Genomic DNA, 25,018 nt, shown 5'->3' on the forward strand with positions numbered 1-25,018 from the left:
GACATTGAAAATCAAAAATTGTTTTTGATGCTCGATGCTGTGAGTGCCCACACAGATTGCTTGATTCAAATTGTTAAAGAGCGACGCAGCTTTTGCTGCTGCGGGAGTGGCATTCTACTCAACCGCTTTCTCGAGTCAAGCCTTATTTTCAAAGGCTTTTCGAGGCCACCGACCTAGCTGTTTGCGTTGCCGCGTGCCGTGTCGATGGAGGCGCATTATAGGGAGTGAATTCGTTCTGGCAACCCCTCCCCTGCAATAAAATTGCAAAAAAGCGCACTTTTTTAGTTATTCATATCCAAGCACAGCTTTTATACAAACTTATCCACAGATAACGAGTAAAACAGGGGATCCGAGTCTTTTTCTCCCCCTCTTTTCTGACCTCCCACCCGAACCAGCGCTCGCTTTGGCTTCCTATATAGGCATAACGTCAGCCAACCCTGCTTCTTTTACCCAAAGCGAGATCAGCTCGGCAGCCGGCCAGTCACGGCAACCGGAGGCATTCTGGCCAGCCCAGAGCGGCGAGCACCCTGCATCCCCCCGCTGTTCGGCCGCACTGCGCAGCGGTGCCAGGGCGCCACTGGCATGAGGAAACGCAGGCACATCTTCGGACAGCGGCCCCAATTCTCGCATCAGCCGATTGACAATTCCCCTTGCCGGACGACCACTGTACAAGTTGGTCAGGGCCGTGTTCTGGCCCTGAGTCGACTGAATAGCCGCGCGATGCAGGGCAGAGGTTGTCGCCTCATGACAGCAAAGGAAGGCAGTTCCCATCTGGACAGCGCTGGCCCCCAGCGCCAGTGCGGCGCGAATGCCGACACCATCGACAATGCCGCCGGCGGCGATGACCGGCAGCCTCACCGCCTCGACTATCTGTGGCAACAGGGTAAAGGTGCCCTGCTGCAGGCTGAGATCGTCCTCGAGGAAATGGCCGCGATGGCCGCCGGCCTCCAGCCCCTGGGCGATGATGGCATCGGCGCCATGGTCGGCGAGCCAGCGGGCTTCTGCGACCGTGGTGGCGCTGGCAAACACCTTGGCCCCGCAGGCCTTCACCCGGGCCAGCAACTCGGGCTCGGGCAGCCCGAAGTGGAAACTGACCACGGCCGGTTTGAACTCGGCCACCATGGCGACATGTTCGGCATTGAACGGGGCCCGGCTAGGGGCGGCTGTGCCGGCAGTGTCGCGCACGCTGTATTCGTCATAGTAGGGCGCCAGCCGCTGCAACCAGCGGGCCTGGGCGGCGGGATCCGGCGCCTCCTGCCGGTGACAGAAGAAGTTGATGTTGAATGGCCCCCCGCTCGCCGCCAGCCGGCTCAGCTCTTCGCGCAAGGTGGCGAGGCTCAGCATGGCCGCGGGCAATGAGCCCAGAGCGCCGGCCCGGGTCACGGCCAGGGCCAGCACGCTGTCCTGCACACCGGCCATGGGGGCCTGAATGATGGGGTAGCGCAGCCCCAGTTCGGCAAACAGCGTCATGATGTCGTCTCTTGCCGCTCGGGAGTGACGCCGCCGACCTGGCTGCGCGCCAGCGCGATGGCCCCATCGATGGCCGCACGGGCCTGCGGACTGTTCTGCCAGCAGGTCGAGCCCAGCATGCTGGCCACCAGTTGCACGATATGGCTAGTGTCGGCCGCGGCCAATTGCGCCAGAGTGTGGTAGCCAAGCTGTTCAAGCCGCCCGATGACGGTGGGCCCCACCCCTTTCACGCCGAGCAGCAGCGCCCGTTCTTCACCCGAAAATCCTTGCTTGCTCTTCATTGATAAGACTCCTTTCCCATACCCTCATTGCACATCAGGCCCGCGAGGGGCCTGATGAAGACAAGTGGTCAACGTACGCTGCGCAGCAGGAAGTCCGGCTGGCCGCAGGAGCGCAACTCGCGCTTTTGCATCTCGTCGGAGCAGGTGACGGCATCGGTCCCCTCCTTGTTGAGGCAGATATAGACCTCCCGCAGGAAGCGGCCACCGTCGGCGCAGGCCACCGTGATGTTGTCCGGCGCCAGCCAGTCGTTGACACTGGCCAGATCCGCCTTGAGCTGGAAGCGGCTCTTGCGCAGCGGCTCGGCGGGAGACTGATAGGCGGCCGGGATCTTCACTTTCTGGCGCAGGTCGCTGGCCAGCTGATGAAAATCGTGCTGGCTCAGGCCGGAACAGGTGCCGTGCTTCTCCCATTCATGGCGATAGAGAAAGCGGCTGGGATAGAGCCCGGCAAACTCCTGCTCCATCGCCGGATCCAGCCGCTCGCGGGTACAACTGCTCGGATAGCCGCGCTGATACTGGGGCCAGAGCCCGTGCAGCACGAATCCCAGCTGGCGGGAACATTGGTCCCGGTCGGCCGGCTTGATGGCGCAGTGCTCCGGTGACCAGGAGAGCGCCATGGCGTAATAATCAAACTCGCCGGCCTCCCCTTTGGCCTGAACGGCAGAGGAGAACCAGGGGGCCAGCAGCATGCCGAGCAGCACAACAATCTTCTTCATCTTGGATATCCAGGGTTATGCAAATAGTGTCGAGCGGGCAGTTTCGCCCTCGGGAACGGCCATGCTCCCATATTTTGCCCAAAGGGAACACCCTGCCGGGGCGCCAGCCAATGTCGGGGTCAGACCAGTAAAGGGTTTCCCCTCCCGGCACCGAGGCGTAAGCTGACTCTCCGGCGGGCCCGCACGTCCGGCCTGTTTCCCGTCCGCTTTCCTCTTCAACAGGATGTAACATGATCCGCAAGAATCCCTCCGGCCATCTGCCGGTCATCGACGAGTCAGCCTATATCGACAAGACAGCCATCATCTGTGGCAAGGTGATCATCAAGGAGAACGTGTTTGTCGGCCCCTATGCGGTGATCCGCGCCGACGAGGTGGATGCCAGCGGCGACATGGAGCCCATCGTCATCGGCGCCAACTCCAACATTCAGGACGGGGTCGTCATCCACTCCAAGTCCGGCGCTGCGGTCACCATCGGCGAGTACACCTCCATCGCCCACCGCAGCATAGTCCACGGCCCGTGCGAAGTGGGTAACCGGGTGTTCATTGGCTTCAACAGCGTGCTGTTCAACTGCCACATAGGTGACGGCGCCGTGGTGCGCCACAACTCGGTGGTGGACGGCTGCGATCTGCCGCCGGAGTTCTACGTTCCCTCCACCACCCGCATCAACCAGCAGAGCGATCTGGACCACATCCCGCGGGTGTCGGTGGATGCCGCCGAGTTCTCCGAGGACGTGGCCCACACCAACATCGATCTGGTCAAGGGGTACAAGGCGCTCTCCAACGAGTTCTGAGTCCCGCGGTTGCCAGGATCCACAACGGGCGCCCAGGCGCCCGTTGTCATGACTGTAAAGAGGGTGAAAAGGGAGCGTAAAAGCCGTTGAGATAGCGGCTCGCCTGGCGTTTGATGGGCCATCTTCCCTGGATGGAGTCATCCCATGTCACGTTACACCCTCGCACTTACCCTGCTGCTTGCCAGCCTGTCGGCCCAGGCCTGCGAGCTGCCAGCCCCGCCAGCCGGTCGTCCCGACGCGCGCCCGCCGGCGTTGCCCGCTCCCCTCTATCACGCCAGCAAGCTGGGCCAGGATCCCCAGGCCACCGCCCAGGCGCTGTTCAAGAACATTCCGCCGGCCGAAGCCGACAAACGCTATGAGGTGGTGGTAAGCGTGCGCGAGCTACCGCCCCAGCCCATCCGGCTCCAACCCGCCGCCGCCCCGCTCAAGGGGCAGTAAGGCCCACCGCTGGACCGGTCATGAAAAGGGCGCCGCAGCGCCCTTGTCATTGTTGGTGCAGGCCAGTGCTTATGAGCACTTCTTCAGGCTGATATGCCAGTTGGCGCCGGATTGCACCTGATGTTGGGCGGCGAAGCTGTCCATGTTCAGTGCCACCGATACCTGCAGCAGGCTGTTGAGGTAGACCAGCGGCTGGCCTTCCGGCACATCGCCAAAGCTGCTGACATAGGGGGCCTTGCCCTCGTATTTCAGTGCATCCCCTTCGCTGATCTTGATGCAGGCGTTGTCGCCCTTGTTGATCCCCGCCTTGGTCAGCAGGCTGTCGTCGATGTTGGTCCAGACGTTGCCGTACTGCACGTCCAGGATCGGAATGGTGCCCTTGAGGGTGCCATCCTGCTCGGCCACCGCAGGCTGATAGGGGATCTTCACCACCTCGGCCGGCAGCTTGGGTCCTACCTGCTCATAGCTGATGGCTCCGGAGGCGAGGCGGGCGCCGGTGTAGGCGTAGACGTCGCGGCCGTGGAAGGTGTAGGACTTCTCGGAGCCCTTGAGGCGGTTGGTCTTCTCGTCGATCTGGCGCACGGTATCGATGCCGAAGTGCTCCGCCACCAGAGTCAGGGTGCCGTTGTCCGGGCTGACGATGTAGTGGCCGCTCTTGGTCTTGAGCACCACCGACTTGCGATCGGTACCGACCCCCGGATCCACCACGCTGACGAACACTGTCCCCTTGGGCCAGTACTGCAGGGTCTGATAGAGGCGGTAGGAGGCTTCCCAGATGTTGTAGGCCGGGATCTCGTGGGTCAGGTCATAGAGCGGCAGGGTGCGATCCACTCCGAAGGCGACCCCCTTCATGGCCGAGACGGCACCATCCTTGAGACCAAAGTCGGTCTGGATCACCAGCGCCTCGTTGGCGGTGGCAAGGCCGCTGGCCAGCAACAGGGCGAGCGCAAGCGCACGGGGGGCGGTACGAATATCCATATCTGAACTCCTGAAGGTAACGACAAAATAACCATCTAGACATCCAGAATGCCATCACAACCACATATTGCAAGCCGTATTCCCCGGATGGGGGGTGCCGAAAGCCCTCGCCAGCCGGTCGCGGCGGGTGTATGGATAAGGCAGAGTCGCGACCGCTACAAGGAGACCCCATGACCCGCAACCAGACCGCCATCCTGCTCAGCCTGGGGGAGCACAGCAGCCAGCTGCTGCTGACCCGGGCCGACGGTACCTCCTTCACCCGCACCTTGGGCTTCGGCCTCGAAGCCATGACGCCGGGCCCGTTTCGCCGGGATCCGCCGAGCGCGCTGGAACTGGAGCAGGCCATCATGGTGGTGGAGGACGTGCTGATGCCGCTGGCCGCCGAGGTGCCGCCCCATGAGGTGGTGACCCTGCAGGCGCCGCTGCCGCTGGCCGAAGTGCTCGGCAGCCGTGAACTGAGCCGGGAGAGCCTGGAGCAGCTGTTTGGCCAGTTTGCCGCCATGGTGGAGGGTGACCCGCTGGCCGCCGCCAACTTGCCCAAGACCCGGCGCTTTGCAGCAGCCCTGTTGATCCTGCGCGAATGGATGCACCATCTGTCAGCCGAGCGGGTGGTGCTGGCCGACTGAGTCACACCAGCCTGCCCAAGACCCGGCACTTTGCCGCCGCCCTCTTGATCCTGCGCGAATGGATGCACCATCTGTCAGCCGAGCGAGTAGTGCTGGCCGACTGAGTTACGCTAGCCGGCAGCCGGCTCGAAGCGGGTGCGCCAGGCCGCCCAGGCCAGCCCCAGGCTGATCAGCACGCTGCCGACGGTGAGCAGATCCACCGCCGCCTGCACGCCGGCCCCGTCGCTGACCCAGCCCAGTAGCACCGGCACCCAGTTCGCCACATAGGCGATCACGTAGAAGAGCGACACCAGCCGGGCGTGGCTGGCGGCCGGTGCGATGCGGTTGACCAGGGTCGCACTGCCGACGAACACCGCCCCCTGGGCGTAACCGGCCACCAGCAAACCGACCACCGCCAGCCACCACGACTGGGCATGCACGGCGCCGGCAAATAGCAGCATGCAGAGCGCCAGCGCCAGGGCGCCGCTTTGCAGGGTGTGACGGGCATCGAGCCGACGGGCCCAGAGCTGGCAAAGGCCGGAGAGCACCATGTAGGCCGCGATGAGATAGCCGAACAGGCCCAGATCCCGCAGCCCCAGCAACTGGCTCGCCACCTTGGGGCCGATGGCCAGCAGGCTGGCCGCCACCGCCCAGGCGGTAAACAGCGCCAGTGCACAGATGAAGAAAGCCGCCCCGGTGGCCTTGAGCCCCTCCCCCAGCGATCCCCTGCCCTGCTGGGCTGCCGCAGCAGGCGCCCCTTGCGCGCTGGCGGGCCAGCTCAATGCCACCCCCGCCATGGCACAGGCCGCCAACCCCATGATGAGCAGGAAGGGCAGCCGGGTCGGATAGCACTCCAGCTGCAGCGCCAACCCGCTGAACACCGGGCCGAGCGCCAGCCCGGCGGTGAAGGAGAGGGTCGCGCTGAGGGCGGCCCGCTTGCCGCCATCGCGCGGGCCGAAGCGCAGCAGAGCCACGTTGGCGGCGCCGGTCAGGGCGCCGGTGCCGATCCCGGCCAGCACCCGCGCCAGCAAGAGCGACCAGAAGGAGTCCGCGAGAGCAAACAGCAGGGCGCCCCCCAGTACCGCCAGCAGGGCCGGCAGGATCATGGCGCGCAGGTCGCTCACCCTGCCCGCCAGATTGCCCACCCCGAACAGGGAGATCAGCACCCCGCCCGCATAGCCGCCATAGATGAGGGTGAGGCTGACATCGCTCAGGGCCAGCGCCTGCTGATAATGGGGATAGAGGGGAGTGGGCACGCTGCTGTTGAGCAGCGCCGACATCAGCGCCAGCGGCAGAAACAGCAGGATGGCGCGATGGGAGGTAGCCGCCGCAGAAGGGGCAGCGGCGCAAAGAGATGATGACATGCAAGGCTCCGATGAGGGCGGGCAAGGCCGCTGACGAGAGGCGCCATGATAGCGCCCGTCGTGGCCCCTCGACAGCGACACAAATGCATCAGCCTGCTTCAATAATGCATGTCAGTGGCATCTATCTGCATGTCGACAAGGGCACTCTCGCCTTGTGCTCCCGCCGGCACTGGCTTCTAATGGGCACGCCCCGCCGGGGCACTTTGAGTGGGAGGCTCGATGATCAACTGGGACGACGCGCGGTTTTTTCTGGCACTGGCACGGCAGGGTACCCTGCGTGGCGCTGCCGGTGTACTGGGGGTCGATCAGGCCACCGTGGGGCGCCGCATCACGGCGCTGGAGCAGAACCTCGGCTCCAAACTCTTTATCCGCACCCCCAAGCTCTATGATCTCAGCCCCCTCGGCGAGGCCATGCTGGCGGATGCCAGCGCCATGGAGCAGGCCATCAAGGCCATCGAACGCAAGGCGAGCGCCGGCGATCAGAGCCTGTGCGGCGAGGTGCGCATCGCCACCACCGATACCCTGGCCCAAGCCTTCGTGTTGCCCGCCCTCACCCTGCTGCGCGAGCGCCACCCCGGCATCCGGCTCAGCCTGCAGACCGCGGTCAGCGTCAGCGACATCGCCTACCGGGAGGCCGATCTCGCCATCCGCGGGCTGCGCCCGGACAACGACGAGCTGGTGATCAAGCGCCTCACCACCATAGAGATGGGGCTCTATGCCTCTCGCGACTATCTGGCCCGCCACGGCACGCCCAAGAGCGGCCACGCCCTCAGCCAGCACGCCCTGCTGCTGTTTGCCAGGGAGCTGGTCTCCCGCCACTGGCACAGCCTGTGCGGGGAGCCGCTGCACGAGCCCAACGTGGTGCTGCAGTGCAACGCCCAGCTGCTGTTGCTGGCGGCGGCTCGCCAGGGGCTCGGCATCGCCCTGCTCTCCACCTTTCTGGCGGACAAGGAGCCGGAACTGGTGCGCGTGCTGCCCACCCTGTGCGATCCGGTCGACATCTGGCTGGTGCTCCACCCCGACCTGCAAAAAGCCAGCCGGGTGCGCGCCGTGGTGGACGCACTGGAAGAGGTGTTTCACTGCCGCTGAGCCGGCTGCGCCTTCTGCCCGCGGCCCCGCATCTGTTACCATGCCGGCCATCAAGACTGTTTCCAGCGCGGCGTGGCCGCGCCCATCCCGACGGGTACCCTTATGTCCATTGCCTCCTTCGCCGATCTGGCGCTCTCCCCCCGCCTGCAGCAGACCCTGACCGAGCTTGGCTACATCGCGCCGACCCCGGTGCAGGCCAGCGCCATCCCGCTCATTCTGGCGGGGCGCGATCTGATGGCGGGTGCCCAGACCGGCACCGGCAAGACCGCCGCCTTCGTGCTGCCGCTGCTGGAGCAGTTGCTGCAACACCCGACGAGCGATGCCCCCCGCCCCATCCGCGCCCTGGTGCTGGTGCCGACCCGCGAGCTGGCGGTGCAGGTGCATGAGAGCGTCACGCGCTACGCCAAGGGTACCGACCTCACCAGCACGCTGGTCTACGGCGGGGTGAGCATAGCCGCACAGGTGGAGGCGTTGAAAGCCGGGGTGGATATCCTGATCGCTACCCCGGGCCGGCTGCTCGACCACCTGCGGCAAGGGGCCTTAAGTCTGGCGGCGCTGCGCCATCTGGTGTTTGACGAGGCGGACCGCATGCTCGACATGGGCTTTATGGACGAGATCAAGGCGCTGCTGAAGCAAATCCCGGCGGATCGTCAGACCCTGCTCTTTTCGGCCACCTGCGATGACAACCTGTTTGCCTTGAGCAAAGTGCTGCTGCGCGACCCGGCGCTGATTGAAGTGGCCCCACGCAACACCACGGCGGCCGAGGTGGAGCAGCGGGTCTATACGGTGGATGGCGATCGCAAGCTGGCGCTGGTCGAACACATGCTCAAGGTGAAGGGCTGGGCGCCGGCGCTGATCTTCAGCCGCACCCGCCAGGGGGCCGACAAGCTGGCCCAGCAGCTCGGCAAGGCGGGTATCAATGCGCTGGCCTTCCACGGTGACCTGTCACAAGGGGCGCGGGAGAAGGTGCTGCTGGAGTTTCGCGCCGGCACCCTGCAGGCACTGGTGGCCACCGATGTGGCGGCCCGCGGCCTCGATATCACGGATCTCAACTACGTGATCAATATGGAATTCCCGTTTGTGGCGGAGGATTACGTGCACCGCATCGGCCGCACCGGTCGCGCCGGCAACAAGGGGCTCGCCATCACACTGTTCAGCCCGGAAGATGCGCCGCTGCTGGAGAAGGTGGAGGCCGTGCTGGACACCCGTTTGCCCCAGCAGTGGTTCCCGGGCTTTGAGCCGGATCTCACCCGCTTCGACCCCGAGCCGCGCCGCAGCAGCAAGGCGGCCCAAAAGCAGCGCGCCCGAAAGCAGGCGCTCGCTGGCAACAAGAGCAAGGCCCGCCGCTGATCCGGTGAGGGAGCCCAGGCTCCCTCCGCACGGCCACATGGCCTACTCATTTACACCGTTTTTGGCCCTGTGAGCGGGTCCATGACGGGCATACAGTGCCTCATCACCCCAGCATGGACACCAGATGTGGCACACACTCTCCACCCCCTCGACGACGAAGCGGCCTTTGCCGCCAGCTTCGCCCTGATGCAGCAGCTGCGCCCCCACCTCAGCTGCCCGGAGCGCTATGTGGCGCAGCTCACCAGGCAGACGCAACAAGGCTATCGCCTGCTGGCCGCGCGGGACGCCGAACGCATCGTCGGCCTGGCCGGCTATCGCCTGCAGGAGAACCTCATCTACGGGCGCTTTGTCTATATCGACGATCTCGTCGTCAGTCCCGACCTGCAGCGCAGCGGCCTGGGGGCGCAGCTTCTGGACGCCGTGCGCGCCGAAGCCCTGCGGCTGGGGTGCGATCACCTGGTGCTCGATACCGGCCTGCACAATGCGCTGGCCCAGCGCTTCTACTTTCGCTGCGGGTTGCTCTCCCGCGGGATGCACTTTTGCGAGGATCTGCGCCCATGAACCAGGTACTGCTGATCAATGCCAGCGCCCAGGGAGCTGCCTCTCACGCCAACCGGTTGGCGCTGGATCTGGTGGCCTGTCTGCGGCAAGCGCACCCGGCCCTCGCGCTGGTCGAACGCCCTGTTGGCACTGACCCCCTGCCGGCCCTGAGCCAGGCCTATGTGCAGGCGCTGACCACGGTCACCCCCTTTGACGCCCCCGAGCTGGCCCTCTCCGAGACGCTGATCCGGGAGCTGGAGCAGAGCGATGCCCTGCTCATCGCCACCCCGCTGCACAACTTCACCCTGCCGGCCGCCCTCAAGCTGTGGATTGACTATGTGCTGCGCATCCATCGCACCTTCCAGTCGAGTGCCGAGGGCAAGCTGGGGCTGCTGGCCGACCGTCCCGTCTACGTCCTGGTGGGATCGGGCGGCTTTCATCAGGGCCCGCGAGCCGGGCAACCCGATTTCCTGACCCCCTACCTGCGCCACGCGCTCAACACCCTGGGGCTGTTCAACATCCATTTCTTCTATCTGCAGGGGCTGGTGTTCGGTGACGAGGCAGTGTGCCAGACCATAGACACCAACCGCGCGCTGCTGGCGCAGCAGCCCCTGTTTAGCCGGCTTGCCGATCCACACCACCTTGGAGTACTGCCATGACTCAGCCACGACTTCCCTTTTCCACCCTGTCAGCCGAGGCCTATCAAGGGCTGCGCGCCACCAGCGACGCCCTGGCCGCAGGCCCCCTCGGCGCCCCCTTGCTGGAGCTGGTCTATCTGCGCATCTCGCAGATCAACGGCTGCGCCTTCTGCCTAGGGATGCACGCCAAGGTGCTGCGCGAGTGCGAGGTGTCGCAGCAAAAACTCGATTGTCTGGCGGGATGGCGGGTCAGCGACCTGTTCAGCGAACGCGAGCGCGCCGCCCTGGCCTGGGCCGAGACGCTCACTTATGTCCATGAGGCAGGCGCACCGGACGAGCTCTACGCACCGCTCAAGTCCCACTTTTCCGATCGCGAGATCTCGGACCTGACTCTGGCGGCCGCCCTGATAAATGCCTTCAACCGGCTGGCCGTTGGCATGCTGCTGTAACCCGCAGACGGCGCTTAGCCTGTATTCGCGACCCAATAAAAAACGCCCAAGCGGGCGTTTTTTATTGGCTGGCCGGCGGCTACCCGTGGCTGGCAAGCACAGGTGGCAAGGCCCGCAGGATGCGCTGCTCGGCCAGGGTGGAGAGCACAAACATCACCAGATAACCAAGGCCCAGCGCCACGATAATGGCCACCACGTTGGTGGTGAAGCGGGCTACCAGGTAGTAGGCCGCCACCAGCGCCACTATGCCCACCGCGCGGATCAGCAGGCTCTGGGTAAAGTGGCCGTGGGCCTTGATGTAGGCGAGCTGGTAGCCGTTGAGCATCATGAAGATGAAGAAGAGGGAGAAGTGCAGCAGCACCGGCACGGCCCCCAGATAGTCGGCAGGGAACAGCAGTGACACCAGCGGCTTGCCCGCCAGCAGCATCACCAAGAAAAAGACCAGGCTGACGATGGCACTGAGGCGGAAGATCCAGCGCCGGATCAGGCGGATCTGGCGGTGATCACCGCTGCGCAGATTGACTGCCAGCTCCGGCAGCACGAAGCGATAGATGGGGAAGACGAATAGCAGCGTCATGTAGGTGAAGATGGGGCGCACCACCACCTGAAAATCCCCCAGCTCGTCGAGGCTGAAGTGGCGGATGGTGAGCAGTACCGTGATGTAGATCATCAGGATGCTGGCCCCCGCCTCGAGGGACGCGGTAAAGCTCTTCTTCACATAGCTGCGCATCTCGGGGCCAAGCTCGACCCTGGCCAGCGGCCGGGTGGCGATGGCCCTACGCCGGTGCAGATACATGTAGCCGGCGATGGCGAGCGAGGAGAAGGTCAGCCCGTAGAAGAGCGAAGCAAGCGCATCAAGGCCAAGTGCGAAATAACAGGCCATAAACAGCAGACCATTGGCCAGCGGCTCCAGCCAGGTGACCCGGTTGGAGATCCCGTACATCCGGTACATGGCCACCAGATTGGTGAAGTAGACCTTGAGCCCCAGCCCGAAGATGACCCCCACCAGTTGCAGATATTCAGCCCGGATATGGAGCCCGTGCTTGATGTAGGGGATCACCAGCCCCCAGGTGAGCAGCACCATGCCGATGAGGAAGTAGCGGAAGATATTGATGATGTCCCGATCGTTCCTGGTCTGGGAGTAGCTCACCACCATGGAGGAGCGAAAGCCGGTCATCAGGATCAAGGAGAGGGAGATCAAATCCACCACGCTGTTGAACAGCGCCAAGTCCCCCTTGGCCACCCACTGCGCCAGCCACACCTTGAAGGCGAAGCCGATGATGATGCTGGCAAGGGACGCCCACATGCCGGTGATGAAAGCCTGCTTGAGGCGGCCAAGTGAATCGGGTTGTTCGTCTTGAATTGCGTGCATCACGAAAGGCCCGCTAACTGCATGAAGAGAGGCCCATCTTATGAAAGGGGGCCGCCCTTGAACAGCCCGAAACAGGGGGACAAGGACGTTCCCCTGCCAGAAACGCCCGGCCGGGCGCCTTCTTTAATGCATCCAGCGCATCATCCGGCTGCCACCGGGCGGCTTATGACTGGGGTGCAGCCTTGATCAGCGCCTCGTAGTGATCAATCAGCTCCGGCCCGTGCAGCGGTGAGTCGTGACCGCCCACCACCGTCTTGATCGGCAGCTTCATCGCTTTCAGCCGCTCAAGGGTCTGTGGATAGGCCTTCACATCGGCAAAGCTCAGGTTGCCCAGCTTCTCCTTGAGGATGCAGTTGCCATAGAGCACCTGCTCATCGGGGAAGTAGACAAAGATACCGTCCGGCGTGTGGGCCGGGCCCGCGTAGAAGGCGCGCAGCTTGCCCTCTTGCAGCGTGAAGTCGCCCTCGTGCACCACGTTCGGCAGCACCAGCGGCAGATCCGGGTACTCCGGCAACCCCTTGCGGGTAAAGGCGACAATCTCGGCCCAGTCGCTCTTCATCAGATCCCGGGTCTGGCGCGTCGCCACCACCTTGGCCCCGATGGACTTCCAGTAGGCGTTACCGCCTGCCCGGTCGGTGTGGTAGTTGGTGTTGATCACCTCCAGCACCGGCTGGCGGCTGACCCGTTTGATCAGCTTGTGCAGCTCGCGGGCGGTATCCGGCGTCCAGGTCGCCCCCACCACAGTCACCCCCTTGGCCCCGAAATAGACCATGGAGTTCTCTTTGACGTAGTAGTTGTCCTCCACCATATAGACAGGGCCGCTCACCTGCGTCAGCGACATCCCTGCCGCCCGCACGCTGCCACCCCAGAAACTCGCCATCAGCACCAGGGCCCCGGCCAGCCCGCACTTTATCCAACCTTTCATCATCTTGCTCCCTCGAACCAACCGCCCCCTTGCCACCCCTGTGACAAGCCGGGCCCATTTATCAGTGGGCAGAAAATACGGGGGATTTGTGAAGGGAAAATGGGCTTGTGTGAAGAGAAGGTGAAGTCTGGGGGAAATCGGCAGCAAACCACGACAAGCATGGGGATTTGCAGTGGGGGGAGGGAAATGGTCCGACTATGCCGTCGGCTCCTTGATGTGGGGACGATTAGCGCAGCGTAATCGTCCGTTTGCCGCGCTCGTCCGAATACTCTTAGCTATTGGTACATAACCTTATTTCTGCGAAGTTCAGCACACACCATGACTTCATACGAGACTCACCAAGCAGTAAACTAAGTCCACTTTGATGATGCAGCCCTGTTTACCTTAAGTGGAGTATTAATATGTTCAACGGAGTTCGGGTTTTCGATACTGTTTTAGATGGAAAGAACACAAGAGATATGGTCTCAAGAAACTCAGCTGATTTTTGGAGACCTTTCTGTAAATCTGCAGGATGGAACTTTAATTATGAACGAATCCATTCATTAGATGATCTTAAATACTTTTTTTCAAAGAAAATCAAAGAAGACATCATTATATTTTCAGGGCATGGTAATGAAAATGGATTCTATTTTTCAAATGGAGATTGCCTTGATGGAAAATCAAATAGTTTTATTCCAGTAAAAAACCATGGGAAAGTAATAATATTCTCCTCATGCCTCATTGGGAAAAGCGAGTGTACCTCACAATCCTTAAAATCATTTTTCTCCGCAGAAGCTCTCTTTTCATATCGAAATCTTATGTTAGATAGATTTTGCTTCCTAAATGAATCTATATTGCTCACCTCGATAGAACATAAGCTCAACAGGGGGAAAAGTAGCTTTACAGGAAATGATTTCATTGAGTTTCAAATACAGACTAACTTTATGAAAAACATGAATGAAAAACATGTAAAACTGCATCCAATGGTTATGTTTTAAACCTTCACACCATCTATTAATAAGTTTTTTAAAATGATAAAAAAACCCACCTGTAATACAGGTGGGTTTTTACACCGTTCATCATCGGTCACGTCAGAATATTTAACTCACAACAATCAAGCCAGCGGCGGCGTGCGTGGCGGCACCATCCGCTTGCTGCCAGTGGACTCGAAGGCCGAGGCGAAGCGCAGCAGTTTGTTGTCGTCATAGGCGCGACCGGCGAAGGTCAGCCCTACCGGCATACCGATATCGGCCATCACCCCCATGGGGACGGTGACGGTCGGCACGCCGAGGTGGCGAATGGCGAGGTTGCCGTTGGCAACCCAGATGCCGTTGCTCCAGGCGATATCGGCGGAGGCCGGGTTCACATCCGCATCAGCCGGGGCGACATCGGCGACGGTGGGGAACAGCACGGCGTCGAGCTTGAGCCCGTCCATCCAGTCTTCCAGATCCAGCTTGCGGGTCTTTTCCAGACCGCGCAGGCCGTCCGGCACCGAGGCAATCTCGTCGAAACGCTTGAGGCCGCGCTTGGCCATGTTGACGTACTCGTCCATGCCCGCCGCCAGGTCCCCCTCGCGGTTTGGCAGGGTGCCCGGATCGTGGGGGAAGATCTTCGGCCCATCGACATCGGCCAATTTATTCAGCTTGGGATCGCCGTTGGCGCGCAGGAAGTCGTCGAACGCCCAGCCGGAGAGCTCCCACAGCTCGTCGTTGAGAAACTCCGGGCTCACGATGCCGCGATTGAACACGGTCGGCGCGCCGGGTCGGTCCCCTTCGCAGTTGGAGACCAGCGGGAAGTCCACTTCGATGACCTCGGCGCCAGCGGCTTCCAGCGCCTGACGGGCCTGCTCCCACAGGGCAATCACGGCCTCACGGGTATGGATGCGCTGACCGGTCGGGCCGCCGATACCGGGGTTTTCGCTGGTGCCGGCCAGTTCATCCTTGTTGATAAACATGCGCGGCACGCCGAGGCGCTTGCCCTTGAGGGCATCGGCCTTGGCAGCCAGCTCCAGATAGGAAGCCGGACGCACTTCGGAGGCCTTGGGCAGTTGCACCCAGGGCTGCATGCGCCAGAGATCGCCACGGGTATCGGCATCGTCAGCCACTACCACATCCAGCACTTCCAAGAGATCAGCCATGGTGCGGGCATAAGGCACCACCACATCCATGGTCGGAGTCAGCGGCCAGTTGCCGCGCACCGAGATGACACCACGGGACGGAGTGTAGGCACACAGACCGTTGTTGGAAGCGGGGCCACGGCCGCTCGACCAGGTCTCTTCGGCCAGGCCAAAAGCGGAGAAGCTGGCGGCGGTGGCGGTACCGGCACCGTTGGAGGAGCCGGAGGCAAAGGGCGCGGTCAGGTAGTCGGCATTGTAGGGGCTCTCGGCACGGCCATAGACGCCGCGCTGCATGCCACCATTGGCCATCGGCGGCATATTGGTTTTGCCAAGGCAGATGGCACCGGCGGCGCGCAGCCGCTCAACGGTAAAGGCATCGCGCTGGGCCACCAGATCCTTGAAGGCCGGGCTGCCGGAGGCGGCGGTCAGCCCCTTGACCAGATAGCTGTCTTTGGCGGTGTAGGGGATGCCGTCGAGCGGCCCCAGAGTTTCGCCACGGGCGCGGCGAGCATCGGAAGCCTCGGCCTCTTTCAGTGCATCGGGGTTGGGGACTACCAAAGCGTTGAGCTTGGTGTTGGTCTCGGGGCCGTTGTAGGCCTCGATCCGGGCCAGATAGGCCTTGACCAGTTCGACCGCTGTGGTGCGGCCTGCTTCGAGCGCACCGCGCAGCTCGGCAATGGAAACCTCGGTCACTTCGATCATTTTGATCTCCTGTAAAGGGTGACTGTTTGTCATGATGATCGCCGCATCAGCGCCGGCGACCATCACGTCATCAAGAGAGAAAACCCCACGGCGTGGGGTTTTGAATACTCACCGGAACCGGTTTACGACCCGTCGCGAGAGGCCGTCAGCAAGGTGAAGAGCAGCGCAGGAACCGGAGCGTATAAACATACATGAACCCTCGGTTTCACATAAGCGAGCAGCACATGAGCCTTGATCACGGCCTCGCAGCAGGATCGTCATCCGGTTCTTATTTGCCGGACGGGATCTGTTGTGTAATGCAGTGGATATTGCCACCGCCCAGCAGGATCTCGCGAGCCGGTACGCCGACGACCTTATGCTCCGGGAAGATCTCTTCCAGAATGCGCTGGGCTTCGCCATCGGTGGCGGCATCCAGCAGCGGGTAGACGATGCGATCGTTGGTGATGAGGAAGTTCACGTAGGAGCCGGCCAAACGACCTTCTGCCTCGCGCGGCACACCGGTACCGCTCTCGACGCCGGCAGACTCTTCCTGGGTGCAGTAGAGCGGGCCCGGCTGGGGCAGCTTCCACACTTTCAGCTTGCGACCCTTGGCATCGACCGCCGCTTCCAGCACCTTGAGGGCGGCCACGGAGCGGGCGTACTGGGGATCGTTCTGGTCATCAGTCCAGTGCAGGGCCACTTCGCCCGGACGCACGAAGCAGCACATGTTGTCGATGTGGCCGTCGGTCTCGTCCATGTAGACGCCTTCGTCCAACCAGATAAAGCTCTTCACGCCCAGATAGTCGCGCAGGTGAGCTTCGATCTGCGCTTTGCTCAGGTGCGGATTGCGGTTTTCGTTGAGCAGGCACTCGGCGGTGGTCAGGCAGGTGCCTTCGCCGTCGACGTGGATGGAGCCCCCTTCCAGAATGAGCGGCGCGTCGTAGCGATCCATGCCGTGCTGTGCCAGCATCTGGGCCGCCACTTGCTCGTCTTGATCCCACGGGTAGTAGAGACCACCCTTGTGGCCGCCCCAGGCGTTGAAGCCCCAATCCACCCCACGGCACTCGCCGGCCGCGTTGGTGACGATGGTGGGGCCGCTGTCGCGGGCCCAGCAGTCATCGCTGTTCATTTCGACCAAGGTGACATGGGCGGGCATGATGGCGCGAGCCTGCTCCATAAACTGGGCCGGCACCCCCATAAAGACCGGGGTGGCTTGCCCAATGGCATCCGCCACCTTGGCGAAGGTGGCTTGCGCGAAGCGACCGGCCTCACGCCAGTTGTCCGGGCGAAACGGCCAGATCATCCAGACGGCCTGCTGGTGTGCCCACTCGGCGGGCATGGTGAAGCCGTCGGCGGCCGGCGTGGTGTTCATGGTCTTGATGCTCATCGCAAGGCTCCTTGCATGGATTGAGACCCCGCAGGCGTGAAAACGCGGCGCGGGGATCCTGGAAAAATAACAGTGGTCGCAGTGTAAGAAGTTGCGCTCACATCCATCAAATGAATAGGATGGATTGTCCCATAAGCCTGGCAAATAATCTTGATGAAACTGCACCAGCTCGACCTCAATCTGCTGCTCGCCTTTGATGCCCTGATGGCGCAGGGCAGCGTCACCCGCGCCGCCGAAACCCTCTTTATCAGCCAGCCCGCCATGAGCCATGCGCTCAATCGCCTGCGCACCTTCTTTGGCGATCCGCTCTTGGTGCGCACCCCGCAGGGGATGCTGCCAACCCCGCGCGCCCAGCGGCTGCATCTTGGCGTGCAGCAGGCGCTGCGGCTGCTGGAGCAGCAGCTCAGCGACGAGGAGGTGTTCGAACCAAGCCAGTCGAAGCGCCGCTTCGTGCTCTGCACCACGGATTACGTGGAGTGTGTGCTGATCCCGCCGCTTATCCAGCGCCTCAAACGGCTGGCGCCCGGGGTCACCATCGAGATCCGCATCCTGCGCGACACCCTGCCGGAGGCGGAGCTGGCGAGCGGCGAGATAGACCTGGTGCTGGGCTTTGACGAATACATGCAGGTGCCGGGGTATCTCGGCAAGGAGACCTGGCTCACCGAGCCGCTGGCCGGACTGGTGCGCGCCGACCTGCCGATGGCCGCCCCGGCGCTCGCAGAGAGTGGGTATGACTCGGCGCTGCCGGTCGAGCGCATCAGCTTGGCGCAGCTGATTGAAATGCCCCACGTGTTCCACTCGCCCCTTGGCACCTCGGAGGCGAGCCTGGATCGCTATCTGAAGACGCTGGGGTTCAGTCGCACCATCTCGGTCAACAGCCAGAGCTATATGTCCGCCGCCGCCATCGTCAGCCAGAGCGATCACCTGCTGGTGCTGCCCAGCATGGTGGCCGAGCTGCTCGCCAGCCACTGGCCGCTGAAAAGCCTGCCGCTGCCCGAAGATGTGCCGGATTATCACCTCAACTGCGTCTGGCACCCGGTGCATGCGCAGCAACCGGCGTTGATCTGGTTGAAGGCGCTGATGAAGGAGTTGGTGAATCCGGCGTGAGCCTGCTGGGTGTGACCTCCCCCTCATCCCCAACCCTTCTCCCGCAAGGGGAGAAGGGAGCTAGACCTAGACGCTCTGGTGTGGCTCAAGCATCTGATGAAGGAGCTGGTGAAGCCGGAATAACCCGGCTGGGTGTGCCCTTCACCTCATCCCCAACCCTTCTCCCGCAAGGGGAGAAGGGAGCTGGTTCCGTGCCAATGGCGACATTGCTGACAACCTGCCTGCCTCCTTGCCGGGGCGAAGCATATCCATCCCACAACGATCGACTCATCAGTTCATCAGTTCATCAGTTCATCAGTTCATCAGTTCATCAGTTCATCAGTTCATCAGTTCATCAGTTCATCAGTTCATCAGTTCATCAGTTCATTGTCACAAAACTCCACTCAAGCCCGAGATGATCGACAAGATGACCACTGTCACTCGATCTGTCCCCTCTCCCTCTGGGAGAGGGTCAGGGTGAGGGGACGCCACCCACTCAGTCACCAGACAGGAGAATGGCTATATCTATTAGGGTCAAATAGCTCTGGATAGGCACCATGAGAACCCATCCGTTTGCCAAGCGCATGAGGCGAGAAGCCACCCTTGCCGAACAGAAGCTGTGGCTGCAATTGCGCGACCGCCGTCTGGTCGGGGTGAAATTCCGTCGCCAGATGCCCATCGGGCCCTACATTGTCGATTTCATCTCTCTTGAGCAGAGGCTGATCATCGAGGTCGATGGAGCGCAGCACAACGAACCGGCAGGGCGGCAATATGATGGCGCAAGAACGGCCTACCTCAATCAGCAGGGCTTTCGGGTGATCAGGGTGTGGAATAACGATGTGTTGAGTCGGATGGAGGCCGTACTGGAACTTCTTTTGCTCTCATTGCGCTGAGCAGAGCTCTCCCCCTCATCCCCAACCCTTCTCCCATTCTTTTGTAAATAAGCGGGAGAAGGGCGCAATCAACCCGGCTGCGTGTGACATCCCCATAAACAACCATGGCTCCCGCGGGAGCCATGGTTGTTTATAGGAGAGGCATTACGCCCGCAGGGCCGTCATCAGCTGGGTGACCACGCCACCCAACAGGACGGGGTCGGGGCGGCACTGGGCGAAGGTGACCAGGCCCTGGATGTTGATGAGCAAAAAGGCAGTCAGGGTCGGGATGTCGCGCCCGGCCGCCAACTCGCCGCGCTCGAGGGCCAGGCTCAGCACCGCCGCCAGATCCGCATCCAGCTCGCCATAGATGGCCTTGAGCTTCAGATGCAGCTCTTCGTCCTGCTCCGCCAGCTCCATCAGGGTGCGGGTCACCAGACAGGTGCCGCAGAGGGCGTCGTTCACCACCTGCTCGAGGTAGGCCTGCACCCCCGCCAGCGGGCTCGCGGCGGCGAAGAAGCTGCGCCGCAGGGCGCTCTTCTCCTGCACATAGTGGTCGACCGCCGCCAGCAGCAGGCCGCGCTTGTTGCCAAACGCCGCGTAGAGGCTGCCCGGATGCAACCCGGTCGCCGCCACCAGCTCCTGCATGGTGGTCTTGGCGTAACCCTTGGCCCGAAATGCCTCCATGGCATTTCGCAAGACGTCGTCCCGGTTGAACTCGGCGCTGCGCATGGTTTCTCCGTTGAAAAAGCGGATTCACCGGCCTTGGGCCGGTGGGGGGAAATAAGAGGGCGGCAAGTTTACCCCAGCGGGACGGCAACACCAACCCATGTTGAATGCTCGTTCAAAAAAGACTTGCACACAAAACAAAAAACGTCTTGAATGCACGTTCAAGAATCACTCCCTCAGGACAGACGATCATGAATACCCTGTTTCAGCCCTATCGCCTCAACGACACCCTCACCCTCGCCAACCGTTTCATGATGGCTCCCCTCACCCGCTGCATGGCAGGCCCGGGCCTGGTGCCGACCGAGCAGATGGCCGCCTATTATGCGCGCCGCGCCGACATCGGCCTCATCATCTCCGAAGCCACCATCATCCGGCCGGACGGTCAGGGCTACCCCAATACTCCTGGGCTCTACAGCGCCGAGCAGATCGCCGGCTGGAAGAAAGTGACCGGCGCCGTACATGCCAAGGGCGGCAAGATCTTCGCCCAGCTGTGGCACGTGGGTCGTCTCTCCCACCCCTTCTTCCACCACGCCGAAGTGCTGGCCCCCTCTGCCGTCGCCCATGAGGGCACGGTGCCGCGCATGCGCGAGCTGGTCTATCAGGTGCCACGTGCCCTGACCGAGCGCGAAATCGCCCAACTGGTCGAGGATTACGCCCAGGCCGCCGCCAACGCCATCGAGGCGGGCTTTGACGGGGTGGAGATCCACGGTGCCAACGGCTACCTCATCGATCAGTTCCTGCACCACGCCAGCAACCTGCGCACCGACAACTACGGTGGCAGCCCGGAGAACATGAGCCGCTTCGCGCTGGAGGTGGTGGATGCCATCAATGCCCGCATCGGCGGGGATCGGGTGGGCCTGCGCCTCTCCCCCGGCGCCTATGTGCACCTCGAAGGGGATGCCCGGGATCGCGCCGTGTTCGACCACCTGCTGGCCGAGCTGAACCAGCGCAACCTGGCCTATGTGCACCTCGGCATCTTCGATGACAGCCTCACCTTCGACTACCTGGACGGCCGTGCCTCCGACTACCTGCGCGCCCGCTACGACGGCCATCTGGTGGGGGTGGGCAACTACAGCGCCGAGACCGCAGCCGAGGCCATCGAGGCCGATCGCTTCGACCTGGTCGCCATCGGTCGCCCGCTCATCGCCAACCCGGACTACCTCGCCAAGGTGAAACAGGGCGACGCCCTGGTGCCCTATGCCGACACCATGCTGGCCGAGCTGGTCTAACGCTCGCCGGCACCTTGCCTGACCAAGGATGGGATCCGCGCTCTCGCGCGGGTTTCCAATGTTTGGGCCCCTCTCGGGCCCTTTTTTGTGCCCGCTCGTCATGCCCACCAGTTCCGTGATCCCTCGCTGGCCTAATAAAAAGTTGCTAGTAACAACTAGTTGGCTATATTGGTTGTTGATGACAACCAAATAGGAAGCCCTGATATGGATCCCCGCCCCCTGCGCGCCCTGTCGCGCGATCTGGTTCGCGAACTCGGCATGCTCTCCCAACAGTGCGGCGAACTGGCGCTCAGCCCGCTCGAAGCCCATCTGCTGATCGAGCTGGAGAGCGGCCCCGCCACCAATCAGCAACTGGCGGAGCGGCTGCGCATCGACAAGTCCAACGCCAGCCGCCCGCTGGCCCGCCTGGCCGAGCGCGAGCTCATCAGCTGGCATCCCCATCCGTCCGATGGTCGCAGCAAGGAGGCGCGCCTCACCATCGCCGGTCAGGCCCAGCTGCTGGATCTGCATCAGGAGATGGACAGCGCCATGGAGGAGACCCTGGCCCAGCTCACCCTCGCCGAGCGCGAGCAGCTGTGGGAAGGCCTGCGCCTCTATCGCAGCGCCCTCTCCCGTGCCCGTCGCCAGCAGGGCTATCGCATTCGCCCCATCACCCCGGCCGATAACCCTGCCATCGCTGCCGTGGTGCGCGCCGTCTCCGCCGAATACGGCCTCACCGCCGACAAGGGCTACGGCGTAGCGGATCCCAATCTCGACTTTCTCCATGAAACCTACCTGGGTGAGCGCAGCCGCTACTGGGTGATCGAGGGACCCGATGGCTCCATTCTGGGCGGGGGCGGCATAGCGCCGCTGGCGGGGGAAGAGGGGCAAGTCTGCGAGCTGCAGAAGATGTACTTCATGCCCTCCCTGCGCGGGCTGGGACTGGGGCGACGGCTGGTACTGCAGGCGCTGGACGAGGCGCGCGTGCTCGGCTATCAGCGCTGCTACCTGGAGACCACCGCCGTGCTGCGTGAGGCCACCGCGCTCTACGAATCCCTAGGCTTCGAACACCTGCCGGGCCCGCTTGGCTGCACCGGCCACGATGCCTGCGAGATCTGCATGGTGCTGGCGCTCATGCCAACAGAGTAAATGTGAGTTCCTATCCCCCCTCATCCCAACCCTTCTCCCTCAAGGGGAGAAGGGTGTCAGCAATAACTAATGGTGGATGGGCCCTCTATCTCACCTAAACCCGTTGGGTGTAGTGATCAAAAGCGATGACCTTTTGATATCCCTCTGATTCGTACAGCGATTTTGCTGGGTGATTGGAGATGGATGTTGCCAGTTTTACGGTTAATGCGTCTGTCTCTTTGGCAAAGCTGGCTACTCGTTTTAACAGAGCTCTTGCCACCCCCTGCTGGCGAGCTGACTCGGCGACAAAGAGATCGTTGAGATACCACATCCGCTTCATGGCAACGGATGAAAAGGCAGGATAGAGCTGAGCAAATCCCATGGCTTCCCCCATCTCATTGCGAGCAAGAAAGATCACTGAATCTGCGTTGGTGAGGCGCTCAGCAATAAACCCGGCTGCGGCACCATGATCCGGTTCCTGCCCATAAAATTGACGGTAGGCATCAAATAGATAGCTAGTTTCTTCAAGATCGGCCGGGGTAGCCTGGAAAATGTACATGCAATGTCCTTATTGCTGTTCATGCTGGAATCTTCGTGGCGAAGAGGGGCCGTATATTGGCACCATATGGTAAACAACTGACTATTGGGGTCAGGAAGGAAAATAAAACCAGGCCGTTTTGATAAGGCCGGCCTCCACCTCGAACACCGCCATGCTTTCGATGGGCTCGGGGGAGAGGCCATAGATCAACTCGTGATCGAACACCTTGTTGCCAATGACGGTGCGCGCCAGCAGCTCGGCCCGCAGGGCCGGGTTGTTGAAACGATGTTCGGCATAGAAGGTTCTGAGCGCCTCCTTGCCCACTGTGCTCGGGCTCTCCGTCGGCATCCGGTACCCCTTGAACGCCTCGGAGAAGCAGGCCAGAAAGGCCTCGAGATCGTGGGCGTTGTAAGCGTTAAATTGTGCCTCGACGGGCAGTTCGACCGACATGCATCACTCCCTGAATCATGTGTGAGCCTCCTTTATAGGGGGCATTGCTCCCCTTGTCGACGGGTGACGGCGGCGCTCCCCCCATCCGCACCCTGTTCGCCATGCAAAAAGAGACCCCGCCGAAGCGGGGTCTCTTTTTATCCTGTCTGCCTGTCGGCAAGCGCTTGTCAGTGCTCGCGGGTCTGGCGGAACTGGACGTCGGCGTGACGCTCCTGGGCCAGGCGCAGGTTGACCATGGTCGGCGCGATATAGGTGAGGTTGTCACCGCCATCCAGGGCCAGGTTGACCTCGTTCTTGCGCTTGAACTCCTCGAACTTCTTGACGTCTGTCCCTTCCACCCAGCGGGCGGTGGCGACGTTGACCGCCTCGTAGATGGCCTCGACGTTGTACTCGCTCTTCAGGCGCGACACTACCACGTCGAACTGCAGCACACCGACCGCACCGACGATGAGATCGTTGCTGATGAGCGGACGGAACACCTGCACCGCCCCCTCTTCGGAGAGCTGCACCAGCCCCTTGAGCAGCTGCTTCTGCTTGAGCGGATCGCGCAAGCGGATGCGGCGGAACAGTTCCGGTGCGAAGTTCGGGATGCCGGTGAACTTGAGATCTTCACCCTGGGTGAAGGTGTCGCCGATCTGGATGGTGCCGTGGTTGTGCAGACCGATGATGTCACCTGCGAAGGCGTCTTCCGCCTGCTCACGGTCACCGGCCATGAAGGTCACGGCATCGGAGATGTTCACGTCCTTGCCGATGCGCACGTGGCGCATCTTCATGCCCTTGGAGTAGGTGCCGGAGACGATGCGCATAAAGGCGATACGGTCGCGGTGTTTCGGATCCATGTTCGCCTGGATCTTGAACACGAAGCCGGAGAACTTCTCCTCGGTCGCCACCACTTCGCGGCTCTCGGCCTTGCGCGGCATGGGGGCCGGCGCCCAGTCGGTCAGGCCGTCCAGCATGTGGTCGACACCGAAGTTGCCGAGTGCGGTACCGAAGAAGACCGGGGTCATCTCGCCGGCGATGAAGGCGTCGTGATCGAACTCGGGGGAGGCGCCCTGCACCAGCTCCAGTTCACCGCGCAGCTGGGCCGCCAGATCGTCGCCGATGGCCGCGTCCAGCTCGGGGTTGTTCAGCCCCTTCACCACCCGCTTCTCCTGGATGGTGTGGCCCTGACCGCTCTGATACAGATAGGTCTCGTCCTTGTAGAGGTGGTAGACACCCTTGAAGGATTTGCCGCAACCGATGGGCCAGGTGATGGGGGCGCACATGATGTTGAGCTCACGCTCCACCTCGTCCATGACCTCCATGGGATCGCGCACTTCGCGGTCCAGCTTGTTCATGAAGGTGAGGATGGGGGTGTCGCGCAGCCGGGTCACTTCCATCAGCTTGCGGGTCCGGTCTTCAACACCCTTGGCGGCGTCGATGACCATCAGGCAACAGTCGACCGCCGTCAGGGTACGGTAGGTATCTTCGGAGAAGTCCTCGTGACCCGGGGTGTCGAGCAGGTTGACCAAGCAGTCGGCATAGGGGAACTGCATCACCGAGGTGGTGATGGAGATACCACGCTGCTTCTCCATCTCCATCCAGTCGGATTTGGCGTGCAGACCCGAGCCGCGGCCCTTGACGGTACCGGCGCGCTGAATGGCCTGTCCGAACAGCAGGACTTTTTCGGTGATGGTGGTTTTACCCGCATCCGGGTGCGAGATGATCGCAAAAGTGCGTCTCTTGGAGACTTCACTCAGAAATTCAGCTGACATAATTCAACGTTCTTCTATTGGGCGGCGGCCTTGGCCACCGTGGGAATAATTCCGGGATGCCGCATTGACTCACGGTCCGGCATG

At 62.2% G+C, this 25,018-nt stretch carries 26 protein-coding genes; 13 read left to right on the top strand and 13 right to left on the bottom strand.

The annotated features are described in order from the left end of the window. Positions 1-411: 411 nt before the first annotated feature. From AB5Y98_RS12925 to AB5Y98_RS12935, 3 genes are all read right to left on the bottom strand, one after another. On the bottom strand, positions 412-1,470 hold the full coding sequence (locus tag AB5Y98_RS12925) for an NAD(P)H-dependent flavin oxidoreductase (RefSeq protein WP_368232032.1): 1,059 nt from the start codon (positions 1,468-1,470) through the stop codon (positions 412-414). Continuing rightward, a complete protein-coding gene (locus AB5Y98_RS12930) occupies positions 1,467-1,751 on the bottom strand; it encodes a Pathogenicity locus (RefSeq protein WP_017764063.1) in 285 nt (94 codons plus the stop codon). Before AB5Y98_RS12930 ends, AB5Y98_RS12925 begins: the two co-directional genes overlap by 4 nt. Positions 1,752-1,819: 68 nt before the next feature. After that, positions 1,820-2,467: a ribonuclease gene (locus AB5Y98_RS12935; RefSeq protein ID WP_368232033.1), complete on the bottom strand. Its 648-nt coding sequence runs from the start codon at positions 2,465-2,467 to the stop codon at positions 1,820-1,822. 230 nt (positions 2,468-2,697) lie between these two features. Here AB5Y98_RS12935 and AB5Y98_RS12940 point away from each other — a divergent pair, with 230 nt between their 5' ends. Continuing rightward, positions 2,698-3,258 carry a carbonic anhydrase gene (locus AB5Y98_RS12940; RefSeq protein WP_005309014.1) on the top strand — a complete coding sequence of 187 codons (561 nt, stop codon included), beginning with the start codon at positions 2,698-2,700 and terminating at the stop codon, positions 3,256-3,258. Between the two features lie 144 nt (positions 3,259-3,402). Further along, positions 3,403-3,696, top strand: a complete 294-nt coding sequence (locus AB5Y98_RS12945; RefSeq protein WP_042051319.1) for a hypothetical protein — start codon at positions 3,403-3,405, stop codon at positions 3,694-3,696. A gap of 69 nt (positions 3,697-3,765) precedes the next feature. Here AB5Y98_RS12945 and AB5Y98_RS12950 read toward each other — a convergent pair whose 3' ends face one another. After that, positions 3,766-4,674, bottom strand: coding sequence for an S-adenosyl-l-methionine hydroxide adenosyltransferase family protein (locus AB5Y98_RS12950; protein ID WP_017783810.1), 909 nt, complete (start codon positions 4,672-4,674; stop codon positions 3,766-3,768). A gap of 170 nt (positions 4,675-4,844) precedes the next feature. Between AB5Y98_RS12950 and AB5Y98_RS12955 the strand changes: the two genes are divergently transcribed. Then, on the top strand, positions 4,845-5,300 hold the full coding sequence (locus AB5Y98_RS12955; protein WP_226009009.1) for a hypothetical protein: 456 nt from the start codon (positions 4,845-4,847) through the stop codon (positions 5,298-5,300). A gap of 110 nt (positions 5,301-5,410) precedes the next feature. On the opposite strand, the gene AB5Y98_RS12960 is transcribed toward AB5Y98_RS12955, so the two are convergent. Continuing rightward, positions 5,411-6,643, bottom strand: coding sequence for an MFS transporter (locus AB5Y98_RS12960; protein ID WP_213344588.1), 1,233 nt, complete (start codon positions 6,641-6,643; stop codon positions 5,411-5,413). A 219-nt stretch (positions 6,644-6,862) separates the two neighbouring features. Here AB5Y98_RS12960 and AB5Y98_RS12965 point away from each other — a divergent pair, with 219 nt between their 5' ends. The 5 genes from AB5Y98_RS12965 (at position 6,863) to AB5Y98_RS12985 (ending at position 10,709) form a co-directional block, all read left to right on the top strand. Continuing rightward, the gene (locus AB5Y98_RS12965; protein WP_017764057.1) at positions 6,863-7,732 is read left to right on the top strand and encodes a LysR family transcriptional regulator; all 870 of its coding nucleotides are present in this window, start codon (positions 6,863-6,865) and stop codon (positions 7,730-7,732) included. A gap of 102 nt (positions 7,733-7,834) precedes the next feature. Further along, positions 7,835-9,082, top strand: coding sequence for a DEAD/DEAH box helicase (locus AB5Y98_RS12970; RefSeq protein WP_368232034.1), 1,248 nt, complete (start codon positions 7,835-7,837; stop codon positions 9,080-9,082). Between the two features lie 126 nt (positions 9,083-9,208). Further along, positions 9,209-9,643 (top strand): N-acetyltransferase family protein, encoded by a 435-nt coding sequence (locus AB5Y98_RS12975; protein WP_368232035.1) that lies wholly within the window; start codon positions 9,209-9,211, stop codon positions 9,641-9,643. Further along, the gene (locus tag AB5Y98_RS12980; protein WP_368232036.1) at positions 9,640-10,281 is read left to right on the top strand and encodes an FMN-dependent NADH-azoreductase; all 642 of its coding nucleotides are present in this window, start codon (positions 9,640-9,642) and stop codon (positions 10,279-10,281) included. Before AB5Y98_RS12975 ends, AB5Y98_RS12980 begins: the two co-directional genes overlap by 4 nt. After that, on the top strand, positions 10,278-10,709 hold the full coding sequence (locus AB5Y98_RS12985) for a carboxymuconolactone decarboxylase family protein (protein WP_211049699.1): 432 nt from the start codon (positions 10,278-10,280) through the stop codon (positions 10,707-10,709). Before AB5Y98_RS12980 ends, AB5Y98_RS12985 begins: the two co-directional genes overlap by 4 nt. A 79-nt stretch (positions 10,710-10,788) precedes the next feature. Here AB5Y98_RS12985 and AB5Y98_RS12990 read toward each other — a convergent pair whose 3' ends face one another. Continuing rightward, a complete protein-coding gene (locus AB5Y98_RS12990) occupies positions 10,789-12,081 on the bottom strand; it encodes a lipopolysaccharide biosynthesis protein (RefSeq protein ID WP_206866413.1) in 1,293 nt (430 codons plus the stop codon). A gap of 163 nt (positions 12,082-12,244) precedes the next feature. Next, the gene (locus tag AB5Y98_RS12995; protein ID WP_017780219.1) at positions 12,245-13,006 is read right to left on the bottom strand and encodes a CphA family subclass B2 metallo-beta-lactamase; all 762 of its coding nucleotides are present in this window, start codon (positions 13,004-13,006) and stop codon (positions 12,245-12,247) included. A 401-nt stretch (positions 13,007-13,407) separates the two neighbouring features. Here AB5Y98_RS12995 and AB5Y98_RS13000 point away from each other — a divergent pair, with 401 nt between their 5' ends. Next, positions 13,408-13,983 carry a hypothetical protein gene (locus AB5Y98_RS13000; RefSeq protein WP_201899685.1) on the top strand — a complete coding sequence of 192 codons (576 nt, stop codon included), beginning with the start codon at positions 13,408-13,410 and terminating at the stop codon, positions 13,981-13,983. A 116-nt stretch (positions 13,984-14,099) separates the two neighbouring features. On the opposite strand, the gene AB5Y98_RS13005 is transcribed toward AB5Y98_RS13000, so the two are convergent. After that, positions 14,100-15,803, bottom strand: a complete 1,704-nt coding sequence (locus AB5Y98_RS13005) for an amidase (RefSeq protein ID WP_368232037.1) — start codon at positions 15,801-15,803, stop codon at positions 14,100-14,102. 268 nt (positions 15,804-16,071) lie between these two features. After that, the gene (gene aguA, locus AB5Y98_RS13010; RefSeq protein WP_029302001.1) at positions 16,072-17,169 is read right to left on the bottom strand and encodes an agmatine deiminase; all 1,098 of its coding nucleotides are present in this window, start codon (positions 17,167-17,169) and stop codon (positions 16,072-16,074) included. Between the two features lie 153 nt (positions 17,170-17,322). Here aguA and AB5Y98_RS13015 point away from each other — a divergent pair, with 153 nt between their 5' ends. Together AB5Y98_RS13015 and AB5Y98_RS13020 are read left to right on the top strand one after the other, a co-directional pair. Further along, complete coding sequence (locus AB5Y98_RS13015; RefSeq protein ID WP_368232186.1) at positions 17,323-18,276, top strand: LysR family transcriptional regulator; 954 nt, start codon at positions 17,323-17,325, stop codon at positions 18,274-18,276. Positions 18,277-18,812: 536 nt separating this feature from the next. Continuing rightward, complete coding sequence (locus AB5Y98_RS13020) at positions 18,813-19,148, top strand: endonuclease domain-containing protein (protein ID WP_252602091.1); 336 nt, start codon at positions 18,813-18,815, stop codon at positions 19,146-19,148. A gap of 144 nt (positions 19,149-19,292) precedes the next feature. On the opposite strand, the gene AB5Y98_RS13025 is transcribed toward AB5Y98_RS13020, so the two are convergent. Beyond that, positions 19,293-19,859 carry a TetR/AcrR family transcriptional regulator gene (locus AB5Y98_RS13025; protein ID WP_005308958.1) on the bottom strand — a complete coding sequence of 189 codons (567 nt, stop codon included), beginning with the start codon at positions 19,857-19,859 and terminating at the stop codon, positions 19,293-19,295. Between the two features lie 188 nt (positions 19,860-20,047). On the opposite strand from AB5Y98_RS13025, the gene AB5Y98_RS13030 reads away from it, so the two are divergent. Both AB5Y98_RS13030 and AB5Y98_RS13035 read left to right on the top strand, forming a co-directional pair. Continuing rightward, positions 20,048-21,085, top strand: a complete 1,038-nt coding sequence (locus tag AB5Y98_RS13030; RefSeq protein ID WP_368232038.1) for an alkene reductase — start codon at positions 20,048-20,050, stop codon at positions 21,083-21,085. Between the two features lie 204 nt (positions 21,086-21,289). Next, positions 21,290-22,213: a GNAT family N-acetyltransferase gene (locus tag AB5Y98_RS13035; RefSeq protein ID WP_368232039.1), complete on the top strand. Its 924-nt coding sequence runs from the start codon at positions 21,290-21,292 to the stop codon at positions 22,211-22,213. 94 nt (positions 22,214-22,307) lie between these two features. On the opposite strand, the gene AB5Y98_RS13040 is transcribed toward AB5Y98_RS13035, so the two are convergent. The 3 genes from AB5Y98_RS13040 to prfC all read right to left on the bottom strand — a co-directional run bounded on the left by AB5Y98_RS13040 (position 22,308) and on the right by prfC (position 24,937). Next, positions 22,308-22,751, bottom strand: a complete 444-nt coding sequence (locus tag AB5Y98_RS13040; RefSeq protein WP_336291976.1) for a GNAT family N-acetyltransferase — start codon at positions 22,749-22,751, stop codon at positions 22,308-22,310. Between the two features lie 90 nt (positions 22,752-22,841). Next, positions 22,842-23,180, bottom strand: a complete 339-nt coding sequence (locus AB5Y98_RS13045) for a nuclear transport factor 2 family protein (protein WP_368232040.1) — start codon at positions 23,178-23,180, stop codon at positions 22,842-22,844. Positions 23,181-23,347: 167 nt separating this feature from the next. After that, a complete protein-coding gene (gene prfC / locus AB5Y98_RS13050) occupies positions 23,348-24,937 on the bottom strand; it encodes a peptide chain release factor 3 (RefSeq protein WP_368232187.1) in 1,590 nt (529 codons plus the stop codon). Positions 24,938-25,018: the final 81 nt, after the last annotated feature.

Source organism: Aeromonas sp. s3 (assembly GCF_040907805.1).
In the GTDB taxonomy this organism is placed as follows: domain Bacteria; phylum Pseudomonadota; class Gammaproteobacteria; order Enterobacterales; family Aeromonadaceae; genus Aeromonas; species Aeromonas dhakensis.